At 64.0% G+C, this 13,324-nt stretch carries 13 protein-coding genes and 2 pseudogenes; 10 read left to right on the top strand and 5 right to left on the bottom strand.

All coding sequences use genetic code 11. The features are described 5' to 3' along the window. Nucleotides 1-4 precede the first annotated feature (4 nt). The 6 genes and pseudogenes from gap to LB556_RS11575 all read left to right on the top strand — a co-directional run. Nucleotides 5-1,015: a type I glyceraldehyde-3-phosphate dehydrogenase gene (gene gap / locus LB556_RS11600; RefSeq protein WP_224567065.1), complete on the top strand. Its 1,011-nt coding sequence runs from the start codon at nt 5-7 to the stop codon at nt 1,013-1,015. 187 nt (nt 1,016-1,202) lie between these two features. Next, nucleotides 1,203-3,083, top strand: a complete 1,881-nt coding sequence (locus LB556_RS11595) for a potassium/proton antiporter (RefSeq protein ID WP_224567064.1) — start codon at nt 1,203-1,205, stop codon at nt 3,081-3,083. A 155-nt stretch (nt 3,084-3,238) separates the two neighbouring features. Further along, nucleotides 3,239-4,435: a phosphoglycerate kinase gene (locus LB556_RS11590; RefSeq protein WP_224567513.1), complete on the top strand. Its 1,197-nt coding sequence runs from the start codon at nt 3,239-3,241 to the stop codon at nt 4,433-4,435. Nucleotides 4,436-4,584: 149 nt separating this feature from the next. Next, nucleotides 4,585-5,610, top strand: coding sequence for a class I fructose-bisphosphate aldolase (locus LB556_RS11585; RefSeq protein WP_224567512.1), 1,026 nt, complete (start codon nt 4,585-4,587; stop codon nt 5,608-5,610). 174 nt (nt 5,611-5,784) lie between these two features. Beyond that, nucleotides 5,785-6,525 (top strand): DUF899 domain-containing protein, encoded by a 741-nt coding sequence (locus LB556_RS11580; RefSeq protein WP_224567063.1) that lies wholly within the window; start codon nt 5,785-5,787, stop codon nt 6,523-6,525. A 104-nt stretch (nt 6,526-6,629) separates the two neighbouring features. Continuing rightward, nucleotides 6,630-7,085 (top strand): annotated as a pseudogene (locus LB556_RS11575) (SGNH/GDSL hydrolase family protein); the annotation flags it as partial. A gap of 24 nt (nt 7,086-7,109) precedes the next feature. Here LB556_RS11575 and LB556_RS11570 read toward each other — a convergent pair. Together LB556_RS11570 and LB556_RS11565 are read right to left on the bottom strand one after the other, a co-directional pair. Continuing rightward, nucleotides 7,110-7,298: a hypothetical protein gene (locus LB556_RS11570; protein ID WP_224567538.1), complete on the bottom strand. Its 189-nt coding sequence runs from the start codon at nt 7,296-7,298 to the stop codon at nt 7,110-7,112. A gap of 86 nt (nt 7,299-7,384) precedes the next feature. Further along, entirely contained in the window at nt 7,385-8,338 is a 954-nt protein-coding gene (locus LB556_RS11565) for a ring-cleaving dioxygenase (protein ID WP_224567060.1), read from the bottom strand. Between the two features lie 319 nt (nt 8,339-8,657). On the opposite strand from LB556_RS11565, the gene LB556_RS11560 reads away from it, so the two are divergent. The 4 genes and pseudogenes from LB556_RS11560 to LB556_RS11545 all read left to right on the top strand — a co-directional run bounded on the left by LB556_RS11560 (nt 8,658) and on the right by LB556_RS11545 (nt 10,814). Continuing rightward, on the top strand, nt 8,658-8,825 hold the full coding sequence (locus LB556_RS11560) for a hypothetical protein (protein WP_140613532.1): 168 nt from the start codon (nt 8,658-8,660) through the stop codon (nt 8,823-8,825). Nucleotides 8,826-8,959: 134 nt separating this feature from the next. Continuing rightward, a pseudogene (locus LB556_RS11555) lies at nt 8,960-9,549 on the top strand (DJ-1/PfpI family protein). 65 nt (nt 9,550-9,614) lie between these two features. Further along, nucleotides 9,615-10,022, top strand: coding sequence for a hypothetical protein (locus tag LB556_RS11550; protein WP_224567058.1), 408 nt, complete (start codon nt 9,615-9,617; stop codon nt 10,020-10,022). A 72-nt stretch (nt 10,023-10,094) separates the two neighbouring features. Beyond that, a complete protein-coding gene (locus LB556_RS11545) occupies nt 10,095-10,814 on the top strand; it encodes a helix-turn-helix transcriptional regulator (protein WP_140760859.1) in 720 nt (239 codons plus the stop codon). Between the two features lie 40 nt (nt 10,815-10,854). On the opposite strand, the gene LB556_RS11540 is transcribed toward LB556_RS11545, so the two are convergent. The 3 genes from LB556_RS11540 to LB556_RS11530 all read right to left on the bottom strand — a co-directional run bounded on the left by LB556_RS11540 (nt 10,855) and on the right by LB556_RS11530 (nt 13,296). After that, entirely contained in the window at nt 10,855-11,550 is a 696-nt protein-coding gene (locus LB556_RS11540) for a DUF1013 domain-containing protein (RefSeq protein ID WP_224567056.1), read from the bottom strand. 381 nt (nt 11,551-11,931) lie between these two features. After that, nucleotides 11,932-12,072 (bottom strand): DUF1127 domain-containing protein, encoded by a 141-nt coding sequence (locus LB556_RS11535; protein ID WP_013892619.1) that lies wholly within the window; start codon nt 12,070-12,072, stop codon nt 11,932-11,934. Nucleotides 12,073-12,285: 213 nt separating this feature from the next. Next, the gene (locus LB556_RS11530) at nt 12,286-13,296 is read right to left on the bottom strand and encodes an NAD(P)H-quinone oxidoreductase (protein ID WP_224567054.1); all 1,011 of its coding nucleotides are present in this window, start codon (nt 13,294-13,296) and stop codon (nt 12,286-12,288) included. Nucleotides 13,297-13,324: the final 28 nt, after the last annotated feature.

Genomic DNA, 13,324 nt, shown 5'->3' with positions numbered 1-13,324 from the left:
AAAAATGACCGTCAGAGTTGCCATCAACGGATTTGGCCGCATCGGCCGCAACATCCTGCGTGCCATCCACGAGTCCGGTCGCAAGGACATCGATGTCGTCGCCGTCAACGATCTCGGCCCGGTCGAGACCAACGCCCACCTGCTGCGCTTTGACAGCGTGCACGGCCGCTTCCCCCATGAAGTGTCGGTCGACGGCGACCAGATCACCGTCGGCAAGGAAAAGTTCAAGGTCACCGCGATCAAGGACCCGACGCAGCTGCCGTGGAAGGAACTTGGCGTCGACATCGCGCTCGAATGCACCGGTATCTTCACCACCCGTGACAAGGCGGCCGCGCACCTGACCGCCGGCGCCAAGCGCGTGCTGGTCTCGGCACCCTCCGACGGCGCCGACTTGACCGTCGTCTACGGCATCAATCACGACAAGCTGACGAAGGACCACATCGTCATCTCGAATGCGTCCTGCACCACCAACTGCCTGGCGCCGCTCGCGGCTGTCCTGCACGACACGGTCGGCATCGAAAAGGGCATGATGACGACGATCCACTCCTACACCGGCGACCAGCCGACGCTGGACACCATGCACAAGGATCTCTACCGCGCCCGCGCCGCCGCGCTGTCGCAGATCCCGACCTCGACCGGTGCCGCCAAGGCAATCGGCCTCGTCCTGCCCGACCTCAAGGGCAAGCTCGACGGCATCTCGATCCGCGTGCCGACGCCGAATGTCTCGGTCGTCGACTTCAAGTTCATCGCCAAGCGTTCGACCACCGTGCAGGAAATCAACGAGGCGGTCATCGCAGCGTCCAACGGCAAGCTGAAGGGTATCCTCGGCGTCACCCATCACCCGAACGTCTCGATCGACTTCAACCACGATCCGCGTTCCTCGATCGTGGCGCTCGACCAGACCAAGGTCATGGACGGCAACTTCGTTTCGGTGCTGTCGTGGTACGACAATGAATGGGGCTTCTCCAACCGCATGAGCGACACCGCCGTCGCTTTCGGCAAGACCATCGCCTGATCGGATATCCTTCTTCCCGACACTCGAAACGCCCGGCTTCGTCCGGGCGCTTTTCGTTTGCCGGAGCAGCAACACGAAAATCAGCGGCATAAGGCAAAAAACCACCCTCCCGCCTTGCACTGGTCACGCCTTCGCCCCACTCTGCCGCGATGCCGGGAGGCAGAGGAATTCGAGGGGCAAATCACGGATGGAGCATGCGATCTATCTCATCACGCTGGTTGGCACAGCCCTTGTCGTCGCCGCTGCGTTTTCGAGCCTGATCGCCTTCCGCTTCGGCGCCCCGCTGCTGCTCCTGTTTCTGTGCATCGGGCTCGCCACTGGAACCGATGGCCTCGGCATCCAGTTCGACAATGCCCGCGTCGCCTATTTTGCCGGCTCACTGGCGCTGGCCGTCATCCTGTTCGATTCCGGTTTCGGCACGCCGCTCAACGCCTTGCGGCAGGCGGCGGCACCAGCGCTGTCGCTGGCGACCTTCGGCGTGCTTCTCACCACCGGCCTTATCGGCGCCGCCGCCCACTACCTGCTCGACCTCAGCTGGCTGGAATCCTTTCTGCTGGGCGCCGCCGTCGCCTCGACCGACGCGGCGGCGGTGTTTTTTCTGTTGCGCGCCGGCGAGATCAATCTGCGCGAGCGCGTGCGCTCCACGCTGGAAGTGGAATCGGGCACCAACGATCCGATCGCCATCTTCCTGACCATCACCCTGGTCGAGGTCATCGCCGCCCACGCTAACCCGGAAGCCAACGTCCTGGTCACCAATCTGATCCTCGGCTTCCTCGTCAACATGGGCCTCGGCGCCATTGTCGGCGTGCTTGGCGGCCTCGCCATCGTGCGCCTAGTCGATCGGCTGAACCTCGACCACGGCCTGCTGCCGATCTTCGTGCTGACCCTGTCGCTGATGGTCTTCGCCGCCGCCGGCGCGATTGGCGGCTCGGGCTTCCTGGCCGTCTATACCGCCGGGCTCATCGCAGGCAATTCCGACATCCGCGCCGTCACCATCCTGAAGCGCTTCCAGGACGGTATGTCATGGCTGGCGCAGATCATCATGTTCCTGATCCTCGGCCTGTTCGCGACGCCTTCGCAATTCCCGGCGATCATGGTGCCCGCGATAGCCCTCGGCCTGTTCCTGATGTTCATCGCCAGACCCGTCGCCGTGTGGCTCTGCCTGATTCCGTTCCGCCTGCCGCGTCCCGAAGTCGCCTTCGTCTCCTGGGTCGGCCTGCGCGGCGCCGTATCGATCCTGCTCGCCATCACACCGCTGCTCGGCGGGCTGGAGAACGGCCGCACCATCTTCAACGCCGCCTTCATCATCGTCCTGGTGTCGCTGGTTATCCAGGGCTGGACCGTCGGCCCGCTGGCGCGGCGCCTGGGCCTCATCGTGCCGGCGCGGCTCGGACCTCTGGACAAGGTCGAGCTGGAACTGCCCGGTTCCGCCCATCACGAGCTTCTCGCCTATCGCGTCGCGCCCGGCAGTCCGGTGGCACGCGGCGAGCGCATCCCGCGCTGGGCACGGCCTTCGCTGGTGCTGCGTGACGGCCGCTCGATGCGTTTCCAGGACATGGGCCGTCTCGCCGCCGGCGACCAGGTCTATATCTTCGTGCCCGACCGCTATCCGCGCCTGCTGGACAAGCTGTTCGCCAGCCGCGCCGTGGTCGAGCCCGAGGATGCCGATTTCTTCGGCGCCTTCGCCGTCGACCCCGCACGCTCCGCCGCCGAACTGGAAGCCGCCTATGGCCCTGGCCTTACCGAGGCCGAGCAGAGACAAACCGTCGGCGCATTGGTCACGGCGCGGCTCGGCGGCAATGCCGAATATGCCGACCGCGTGCTGCTCGGCCCGATCGAGCTGATCGTCAGGGATGTCGACGACAAGGGCAGGATCACGGGTCTTGGCCTTTCCTTCGAGCCGACCGCGCCGGTGGCGCGCGTGCCCATCTTCCTCAGCGCCGGCGAGATAGGCGACCGTCTCGGCGCCTTCATCCGCAAATGGCGCAAGCCGGCTGAGGCGCGGATGGCCACGCACGTGGAAGACGCCCCTGAGCCTCCGGTCGAGAAGGCATCGACCGAAAGCTGACAAGGGCGGCCGTTTACGCACCCGACATACGCCGGACGGTCTTCACGCACCATGTCCGTGGCCACCTCAAAATTTCGCACCGACCGCAGCCAAAGCCTTGCATCGCCGCTGATGCGGGGTATGGTCCCGGCGATTTTCAGATGAAAGGGACCGGCATGGCTGCCTTCAAGACACTGGACGATATCGGCAACATCAGCGGCAAGCGCGTGCTGGTGCGCGTCGATCTCAACGTTCCCGTCGCCGACGGGAAGGTCACCGACGCCACCCGCATCGAGCGGATCGCGCCGACCATCGCAGAATTGTCCGGCAAGGGCGCCAAGGTCATCCTGCTCGCCCATTTCGGCCGGCCCAAGGATGGCCCCTCGCCCGAATTCTCGCTTGAGCCTATCGCCAGGGCGACGGCTGAGGTCCTCGGCCGTCCGGTCGGCTTCGCCAGCGATTGCGTCGGCGACACGGCAGGCAGCGCTGTCGCCGCAATGGACAAGGGCGACGTCCTGCTCCTGGAAAACACCCGCTTCTACAAGGCCGAGGAGAAGAACGATCCGGCCTTTGCCGAACGGCTCGCGGCCAATGGCGACATCTTCGTCAACGATGCCTTTTCGGCGGCTCATCGGGCACATGCCTCGACGGAGGGCCTGGCCCATCTGTTGCCTTGCTTCGCCGGCCGCACCATGCAGGCCGAGCTTGAGGCACTCGAGAAAGGCCTGGGCAACCCGGTGCGTCCGGTCGTTGCCATCGTCGGCGGCGCCAAGGTCTCGACCAAGATCGACCTGTTGATGAACCTGGTCAAGAAGGTCGACGCTCTGGTCATTGGCGGCGGCATGGCCAACACCTTCCTCGCCGCGCGCGGCACCGATGTCGGCAAGTCGCTGTGCGAACATGATCTGGCACCAACCGCCAAGCAGATCATGATCGAGGCGGCCGAGGCCGGCTGCGCCATCATCCTGCCGGTCGACGGCGTCGTCGCCAGGGAATTCAAGGCGGGTGCGGCCTGCGAGACCGTCGCCATCTCCGACGTGCCGGCCGATGGCATGATCCTCGATGTCGGCGCCAAGACCGTGACGGCGATCGGCGAATGGATCGACCGCGCCGCGACGCTGGTCTGGAACGGCCCCCTCGGCGCCTTCGAGATCGAGCCCTTCGATCACGCCACGGTGGCGGCAGCCAAGCATGCGGCGGCGCGTACAAAGGCCGGAAAGCTGGTTTCGGTCGCCGGCGGCGGCGATACGGTAGCAGCCCTCAACCATGCCGGTGTCGCCGACGATTTCACCTATGTCTCGACCGCCGGCGGCGCCTTCCTGGAGTGGATGGAAGGCAAGCCGTTACCCGGCGTCGACGTGCTGAAGCGCTGAGACGTCCGACGGCTCACAGGCATTCCGATCACCTCAAGTGGTGCCGGCGCCAGCGCCTGAGACTTTCAATCGATTCGAGCTTTCCGACGCCATTCCTTTGGCGGTAGACTTCCGTTAAGCGCGGAACGAACCCCTTCAGGAGAAGCATGATGAGCGAACGTCTCGAAGACATTGCCGCCGCGATGGTGGCCAACGGCAAGGGCCTGCTGGCCGCCGATGAAAGCTCCGGCACGATCAAGAAGCGCTTCGACGTCATCGGCGTCGAATCGACAGCCGACAGCCGCCGCGACTACCGCGAAATGATGTTCCGCACCAAGGACGCGATGACCAGGTACATTTCCGGCGTCATCCTCTATGACGAGACCATCCGCCAGAAGGCCGCCGACGGCACGCCGCTGGTGGACATCATCAAGGCAGCGGGCGCCATTCCCGGCATCAAGGTCGATGCCGGCGCCAAGCCTTTGGCCGGCTTTCCTGGCGACACGATCACCGAGGGTCTCGACGGCCTGCGCGAGCGGCTCGCCGACTACTACAAGCTCGGCGCCCGCTTCGCCAAATGGCGCGCGGTGATCGACATCGACGCGGCCAAGGGCGTGCCTTCGGCCACCGCCATCAGTGCGAACACCCATGCGCTCGCCCGCTATGCCGCCCTGTGCCAGGAGGCCGGCATCGTGCCGATCGTCGAGCCGGAAGTGCTGATGGACGGCGCCCATGACATCGATACCTGCTACGAGATCACCAAGGCGACGTTGATGAAGCTTTATGAGGAGCTCTACGCCGCGCGCGTGGTGCTTGAAGGCTCGATCCTGAAGCCGAACATGGTCATCGCCGGCAAGGCGTCAGGCAGGACGAACAGCCCCGAGGAAGTTGCCGAAAAGACCATAAAACTGTTCCGCGAGACCGTGCCGGCGGCGGTGCCGGGCATCGCCTTCCTCTCCGGCGGCCAGGAGGACGAGGAGGCGACAGCCAACCTCAACGCCATAAACGCCATCGGTCCTCATCCGTGGAAGCTGACCTTCTCCTATGGCCGCGCCCTGCAGGCCGCGCCGCAGAAGGCCTGGAGCGGCAAGGCCTCGAACGTCGCCGCAGGCCAGGCCGCTTTTACTCACCGCGCCCACATGAACCATCTGGCGGCACTCGGAAAATGGCAGCCGGCATTGGAAAACGCCGCCTGATCGCAATTCGTCCGTCTTGCTGCGAACCCGGGCCAACGTGCCCGGGTTTTTGTTCGTATCTGCCGAGACTTGGGCCAGGCTCGTCCCAATCCTATTTCCTCTCCAGCGTCACTGGCGGCGATGTCGGTTTGCGCTCATCCCGAACGTCCTTGGGGTGCAGACAGGGAGAGACACATGCATCGCAACAAGGTCGTTTCACGCGAAGACTGGTTCCAGGCGCACAAGGCGCATCTGTCCCGTGAGAAGGAACTGACTCGGTTGCGCGAGCGCATCGCAGCCGAGCGGCGAGAATTGCCCTGGCTGAAGATCAGGAAGGACTATGTCTTCGAGACCGGGCAAGGCCCGAAGAAGCTAGCCGACCTGTTCGGCGCCAACAGCCAGCTGATCGTCTACCATTTCATGTTTGGACCAGGCTGCGCCCATCATTGCGAGGGCTGCTCCTTCCTCGCCGATCATATCGACAGCGCCAATCTGCATCTCAGTCATCACGACGTGTCGCTGGTGGTGGTCTCGCGCGCGCCGCTGGCGGAACTTCTGCCCTACAAGCAGCGCATGGGCTGGAAATTCGACTGGGTGTCGTCCTATGCGTCGGATTTCAACTTCGACATGCAGGTTTCCTTCACCGACAGGCAGATCGCCGCCGGCGACACCACCTATAATTTCGAGACCCGGCCCCGGACATCGAAGGAGCTTCCCGGCGCCAGCGTCTTCTACAGGGATGGGAATGGCGACATCTTCCTCACCTTCCTGTCGCGTGCCCGCGGCGGCGAGGCGCTGATCGGCACCTATGCCTATCTCGACATGACGCCGAAGGGGCGCAACGAAAATGGCCCCTATCATGGCCTGATGGACTGGGTCCGCCTGCATGACGAATATCAGGACCGTCAGCCGGCGCATCCGGGCTGCTGCGACTGAAGAGCGTTCACCCCCGCCGAAACTTGCGCTAAGGCTGACGCAGCTCGTTGCACGGTATTGCCATGCGTTTCCCGGCCCTTCTCACCTGGCTCGCCTTTCCCATCTGGCGCGCGGCCGGCTTCAATTCGGCGACATCGGGCCAGATCCGCGACCATGTCCTGCTCAATCTGTCGGCTGACCCTTGGACGCATATCGTGCTTGCCATCGGCACCAACGACACCAAGAATTTCCATTCCGTGCCTCGCTTCAAGAAAGAGTTCGGCGGCCTGCTTTATGCGCTGCGCGCCAAATGGCCGGAAGCACGCGTCGTATGGTCGCCGGTGCTGGAGTTCACACGGGCGCCCGCCATGCCGTCGCTGCTCGGCAAGATCCTCGAGGTCCGCGCCATCGCGATGAACCGGATGGGCGAGCGCCTCTGCCTGGAGCGCGGCGCGGTGCCGGCGCCACGCCTGCCGATCACCAAGCCGGAGGCCGGCTTTGCCTCCGACGGTTTTCATGCCTCGGAGGCCGGCTACCGGGCCTGGGCGGAACACCTTGTCGGACCAGTGCTTGGTGACTGAATCCCGACGGCGAATGTTGCGGGCCTATGCCAAATGCCCAAGCACGGCCGCCAGTGAGATCGCCGCCATGGCAAGAAGCGCCAGCTTCCAGAAATCGCCGCGTCGCTTGAGCCCGGGCCAGCCAAGCGGCTTGATGATCTGAATCAGCATGAACCCGACAATGACAAGGGCCAGGAGTTTCGTCATGCCGCCTTTGACCAGCAACGCGGCCAACTGTCAAAGCGCCTTCTTCGATCTCAGAGAAACAAACAAGCGCCGTGTCCCGAACCGGAACGCGGCGCTGCCTCCCAGGGAACGATTTACCTCAGCGGCTTGAGGCCGGCCTCGATCGAAGCGCGTTTTGCTTCGAGGAAAGGCGGCAGGGCAAGGCTTTCGCCCAGCGTCTCCAGCGGCTCGTCGGCGGTGAACCCCGGCCCGTCCGTGGCGATCTCGAACAGGATGCCGTTCGGCTCGCGAAAATAGAGCGAGCGGAAGTAATAGCGCTCGACCTCGCCACTCGACGGCAGCCGGAATTCGGCCAGGCGCGCTGTCCATTGATGCAGCGTCTCCTGGTCAGGCGCCCTGAAGGCAACATGATGGACCGCACCGGCGCCTTGCCGCGCTGGTGCCAGGCCAGGCTGGACGGCAACATGAAGCTCCGCTGCCGGCCCGCCCGCGCCCATCTCGAAGACGTGGACCTGGCCCTCGCCATCCGGCGAGGCATAGTCGCGGACTTCGCGCATGTTCATCACCTTGGTCAGCACCGCCTCGGTGTTGGTGATGTCGGGGACACTGATGACGATCGGCCCGAGCCCGCGAATCTGATGCTCGGCCGGCACCGGGCTTTGCGCCCAGGGATGGCTACCGCCCCCGCCGCCATCGTTGACGAGCCGCAGACGCTGGCCTTCGGGATCTTCCAAATCCAGTGACGGGTAGCCGCCTATATCGGCAATCTCCCCTGTCACGACGCCCTCGCCGGCCAGATGCTGCTTCCACCAGCCAAGGCTCTCCCGGCTGCCGACCCGGAGGCTGGTCCGCGCGATGCTGTGGGTGCCGCGCCGTTCGCGGCCAACCGGCCAGTCGAAGAAGGTGAGATCGGTGCCCGGCGTTGCCTCGCCGTCGGCATAGAAGAGGTGGTAGGCCGAGGTATCGTCCTGGTTCACAGTCTTCTTGACCAGCCGCAGGCCCAGCACCTTGGTGTAGAAATGAAGATTGCCCGGTGCATTGGCGGTGATTGCGGTCAGATGGTGGATTCCTGTCAGTTGCAAGCTCATGGTCGCCTCCCTTTTTAGCTATTTTGGGGAACAATTTTCTCCTTTCATATCAGAAGTGCGGTCCCTTCACTGAAGGCCGATTATCCCAACAGTCCGTCATCACACGATGAACAATGCTGCCTGGATTGGTGCCTTACTGGTGAACAGTTGGCGACAGTCGGACCTGCCGCGGCGGCATCGCGCCATGCAGCGAAAAACAACGCTTTCCGTCAGGACACACGCCGAACGGATCATCGTCGCGCGCCCTCCCATCCTCCTGACAGACTGCTGTCAGCAGGGGTATGCGATACTGCCTGCGGTTAGAGAGAGGAGAATATCCATGAACGGTTTTACCATTCTGCGCGGCATGCAGCACTATGTCGGCAAGGTGCGGACCATGCGCAATGAGATCCGCACGCAGCGCTTCATGAACTCGCTTCCCGCCGACATCCGCAAGGATATCGGCTGGCCGGACATGTATGCCGACCGTCGCCTTCGCGGCAATTGAGATAAAAAATTCGACGCAGCAGTTGGATGCGGATGCGTCAACGCCCAGATACCAATGCGTGTCGCCCAAAGTGGCCCGTTTCGGGGGTACGACACGCGTGAAATGAGACCGCGCGCGAGGGATGGAGCGAGCTTATGCCCGATCAGAAGAGAATCGGCTTCCTGTTCATCGAAGGTTTTGCTGATTGGGAATATGGGCTGCTGGCGGCCTCGGCGGTCGAATGGTTCGGCGCCCAAGCCGTGTCGCTGACGCCTGACGGCAAGCCGGTGACGGGAATTAGCGGTTTTCGGTTGGCGCCGGACCGCTCGGTGAAAGCCGGTGAGAACACCGATCTCGATGCTGTCGCCGTCATCGGCTCGGATCAGTGGGCTGGCAAGGCGCCGCCGGATGCGGCCGAACTGCTCACTGCAGTCGCGTCGCGCGGCGGCGTCATAGGCGGTATCTGCGCCGGGACGCTGGCGCTGGCCCGGGCCGGGCTGTTCGAAAAAGCCAGGCATACCAGCAATGGCCGTGACTGGATCAATGGCCACGAAGCCGGCTATGCTGGCGATAACAATTATCAGGACGTGCCGCATGCCGTGGCCGACGGCAAGATCGTTTCCGCGCCGGGTTCGGCACCCGGCACATTCGCTCTTGCCTTTCTACAGACGCTCTATCCCGAAAAAGCAGCGATGTCGCGCAGATGCGGGCGTTGTTCGCCAAGGGGTATGCTGAAGGCTCCTGACAGTATGTTGTCAGGAGCCTCGTGCGATGGTGGATGTTGCGCACGGCCGGCCGAAAGGACGATCTATGAAGAGTTGGAACGACAGGCTGAACACACCAGGCATCAACGGCGTGAAACCAACGCCGCGCACGATGGGAGATGTCATCGAGGGCCAGCCGATGCTGGTGCCGACCGCTCGCCAGGTCGACGATTTCATTCGCTCGATTCCCAAAGGCGTCGAGATGGATGTTCGCGCTCTACGGACCGCCCTTGCCATCGAGCACGGCGCCGAAGTGACATGCCCGGTCACCATAGGCTATCATCTGCGCACGGTCGCCGAGGCCGCCAGGGAGGACCTTGAGCGCGGCATGACGCTGAGCGACATCGCACCTTTCTGGCGCGTGCTCGATGCGAAGACGCCGACAACGCGTAAATTGTCCTTCGGCGCGGAATTCGTTGCCACGCAGCGCAAGCGCGAGGGGCTGAAGCCATAATGCATGCCATGTGGAAGTGGATCCGGTCCGGGAGCCACGGCATGCGTAGGAAAGACACTGGGGAAGCAAACGATGCGCCGCGCCGACAGGCTCTTTCAGATCGTGCAGCATCTGCGTGGTGGCCGCCTGGTTACCGCCCAGAAGCTCGGCACGTGGCTCGAGGTTTCCGAGCGAACCATTTACCGCGACATAGCCGACCTGCAGTCGACGGGCGTGCCGATCGACGGCGAGGCTGGCGTTGGCTACATGATGAGGGAGGGTTTCGACCTTCCGCCGCTGATGTTCACGCGTGACGAGATCGTGGCGCTGGTTGCCGGCGCCCGCATGGTGCGCGCCTTTGGCGGCGCTGCCATGGCGCGGGCCGCCGACGAGGCGCTGGTCAAGATCGGTGCCGTTCTGCCCGATGCAGAAAAGGACCGCATCGCCCGCACCGAGATCCACACGCCCATGTGGGTGGTCAGCGACGCCGCCCGCGAGGCGATCGACCTGATCGAGCGAGCGGTCGAGAAACGCCAGGTATTGACTATCGACTACTGTGACGAGGCCGGCCGCGGCACCGCGCGTGACATCAGGCCGCTCGGCCTGTGGTTCTGGGGCAAGGTGTGGACGCTGGTCGCCTGGTGCGAGATGCGCGATGATTTCCGCGCTTTCCGCATCGACCGCATTGCCTCGGTGGTCATCGCCGGCCGCATCTTCAAGCCCGAACGCGGCAAGCAGCTTGCCGATTTCTACCGGGCGGTGGAGCGCAGCGAGGACTATGGCATGGCGCCGGACCGCGCGGCGCGAAGCTGACGGTCCTTCCTTCCCCCAAGGGGAGAAGGAAGAGCCGATGCTATTCCTCCTCGCCCGTGTCGGTATCCTTCGACTTCAGGGCCGACAGCTTGGCGAACACGGCGCTGGCGTCGAGTTCCGCGTCCTCGTCCTTCGGTTTCTCTGGCGCCGGCACCAGCCGCTCCGTCAATGCCGCCGGAAGCAGCGTGTCGCCGACCGGCGGCGCCTGCTCACGGCCACGCGAGGCGCGGTTCACTTCCATGTCGAGGTCGATCTGCGAGGCGAGGCCGAGCGTCACCGGGTCCATCGGCTGCAGGTTGGCCGAATTCCAGTGCTTGCGTTCGCGGATCTGCTCGATCGTCGACTTCGTGGTGCCGACGAGGCGCGAAATCTGCGCGTCCTTGAGTTCGGGATGGTTGCGCACCAGCCACAGGATCGCATTCGGCCGGTCCTGACGCTTCGACAGCGGCGTGTAGCGCGGACCCTTGCGCTTGGATTCCGGCACCCGCACCTTGGGGTCGGAGAGCTTCAGGCGCTGGTTCGGGTCTTTCTCGGCGCGCGCGATCTCGTCGCGGGTCAGCTGGCCGGTCATGATCGGGTCCATGCCCTTGATGCCTTGCGCTGATTCGCCGTCGGCGATCGCCTTGACCTCGAGCGGATGCAGCCCGCAGAACTGTGCGATCTGCTCGAAGGAAAGCGCGGTGTTGTCGACCAGCCAGACGGCGGTCGCCTTGGGCATCAGCAGCGTGTTGGCCATGTACAAAAATCCTTCTCGTTCGCCCGCGTTCCCGCGCGGGCGGTGGTTTAGAGCCACCAAAATGGGAAATTCGCGGCCTATATAACCGTTCCCTGGCTGTTTCGCAATGTTTTTGGAGAAGCCCGCCAGAAACAGCGAACCGGCGATTATCGGAACGGTTCCGTGCTCTTGAGCAACGCTCTCGGGCGCCAAGATGCCTTGCCGAAATAGAGGCCAGCCTGCCCGGCGCCGGTCGGGACGGTGCGATTGTCTCCGCCGCTATTCTGCCCCCAAAAAGACAAAACCCGCCGGACAGGGTCCAGCGGGTTCGGAACCGGCGACGACAAGCGTCTGCGGCGGCTCTGTATTGCGGCCCTGCCTTGCGGCAGGCCGCGCTTGCAATCAGATTGCCTGACGGGCAATCCTCTCGATGTCGCCGCGGTTGATGCCGAGGTCGCTGAGCTGACGCGCGTTGAGGCGGTTCAGTTCGCGAACGGTCTCGTTGTACATGCGCCAGTTACGGAAAGCGCGGATCGGGTTCATGGTAGTCCTCCTGAATTGGGTTCGTTTCGGTGATGCTCAAATAGTCATCTTCGAACGGGACTTGAACGGCCGATTTTGCATAGCAATGATGCAAATGCTGCATTGCACCATTAAGCCTCTGTTCATCTTCTAGGCAGGGCGCGCAAGCCCCACAACCGGCCGAGATTGAGGTGAGGCAGTTTGCAGGCCGGCCTCACCCCGAATCGACGCGGCCTAGCCGACGTCGAGCACGATCTTGCCGATATGCTCGCCCTCCTCCATGCGTTCATGCGCCCGCCAGGCATCGGCGAGCGGATAGATCATGTCCATGACCGGAGCGACCTTGCGCGAGCCCAGCAGGGGCCACACTTGCGCCTCCAGTGCCGCCGCGATCGCCGCCTTGAACTCGACGGTGCGCGGCCTCAGCGTCGAACCCGTATGGGTCAGCCGCTTGACCATGATTCTGGAAAAATCGGCGCTCGCGACAGCCCCTGCCTGTACCGCGATCTGCACGATGCGGCCCTCGATCGCAGCGGCCTCGTAGTTTCGCTGGACATAGTCGCCGCCGACCATGTCGAGGATGACGTCGGCGCCCTTGCCGCCCGTCGCCTCTTTCACAGCCGTGACGAAATCCTGCTCGCGGTAGTTGATCGCGCGGTCGGCGCCGAGCTTCAGGCAGGCGTCGCATTTCTCTTTGCTGCCGGCGGTGGTGATGACATAGGCGCCGAAGGCCGAGGCGAGTTGGATCGCCGTGGTGCCGATGCCGGACGAGCCGCCGTGGACGAGCAGTGTCTCACCCTTCTTCAGCCCGCCGCGCTCGAACACATTGTGCCAGACCGTGAAGTAGTTCTCCGGCACCGCCGCCGCTTCCGTGTGGGTGAAGCCCGCCGGCAGCGGCAGCACGCTGCCTGCATGAACCCTGGCATATTCGGCATAGCCGCCGCCCGGCGTCAGTGCACAGACCCTGTCGCCAATGCGCCAGCGCGATATCCCGTCGCCGAGGGCTGCCACTTCTCCAGATACCTCGAGACCGGGCAGGTCCGATGCGCCGGGCGGCGGCGGATAGGCGCCTTTGCGCTGCAGCACGTCGGGCCGATTGACGCCGGCGGCATGGACCTTGATCAGGATTTCGCCAGGACTCGGCACCGGAACGTCGCGCGTTTCCGGCTTCAGCACCCGGGGCCCGCCCGGCTCCGAGATCGCGATCGCCGCCATCCGTGCCGGAATTCTCTGTCCGCTCGCCATGAAGTTTCCCGTCTTTTCTCGCCGGCTC

This window comes from Mesorhizobium sp. ES1-4 (assembly GCF_020164745.1).
Taxonomy (GTDB): Bacteria; Pseudomonadota; Alphaproteobacteria; order Rhizobiales; family Rhizobiaceae; genus Mesorhizobium.
Note: the sequence above shows the minus strand (reverse complement) of the source record. Positions and strands in the feature narration are given on the sequence as shown.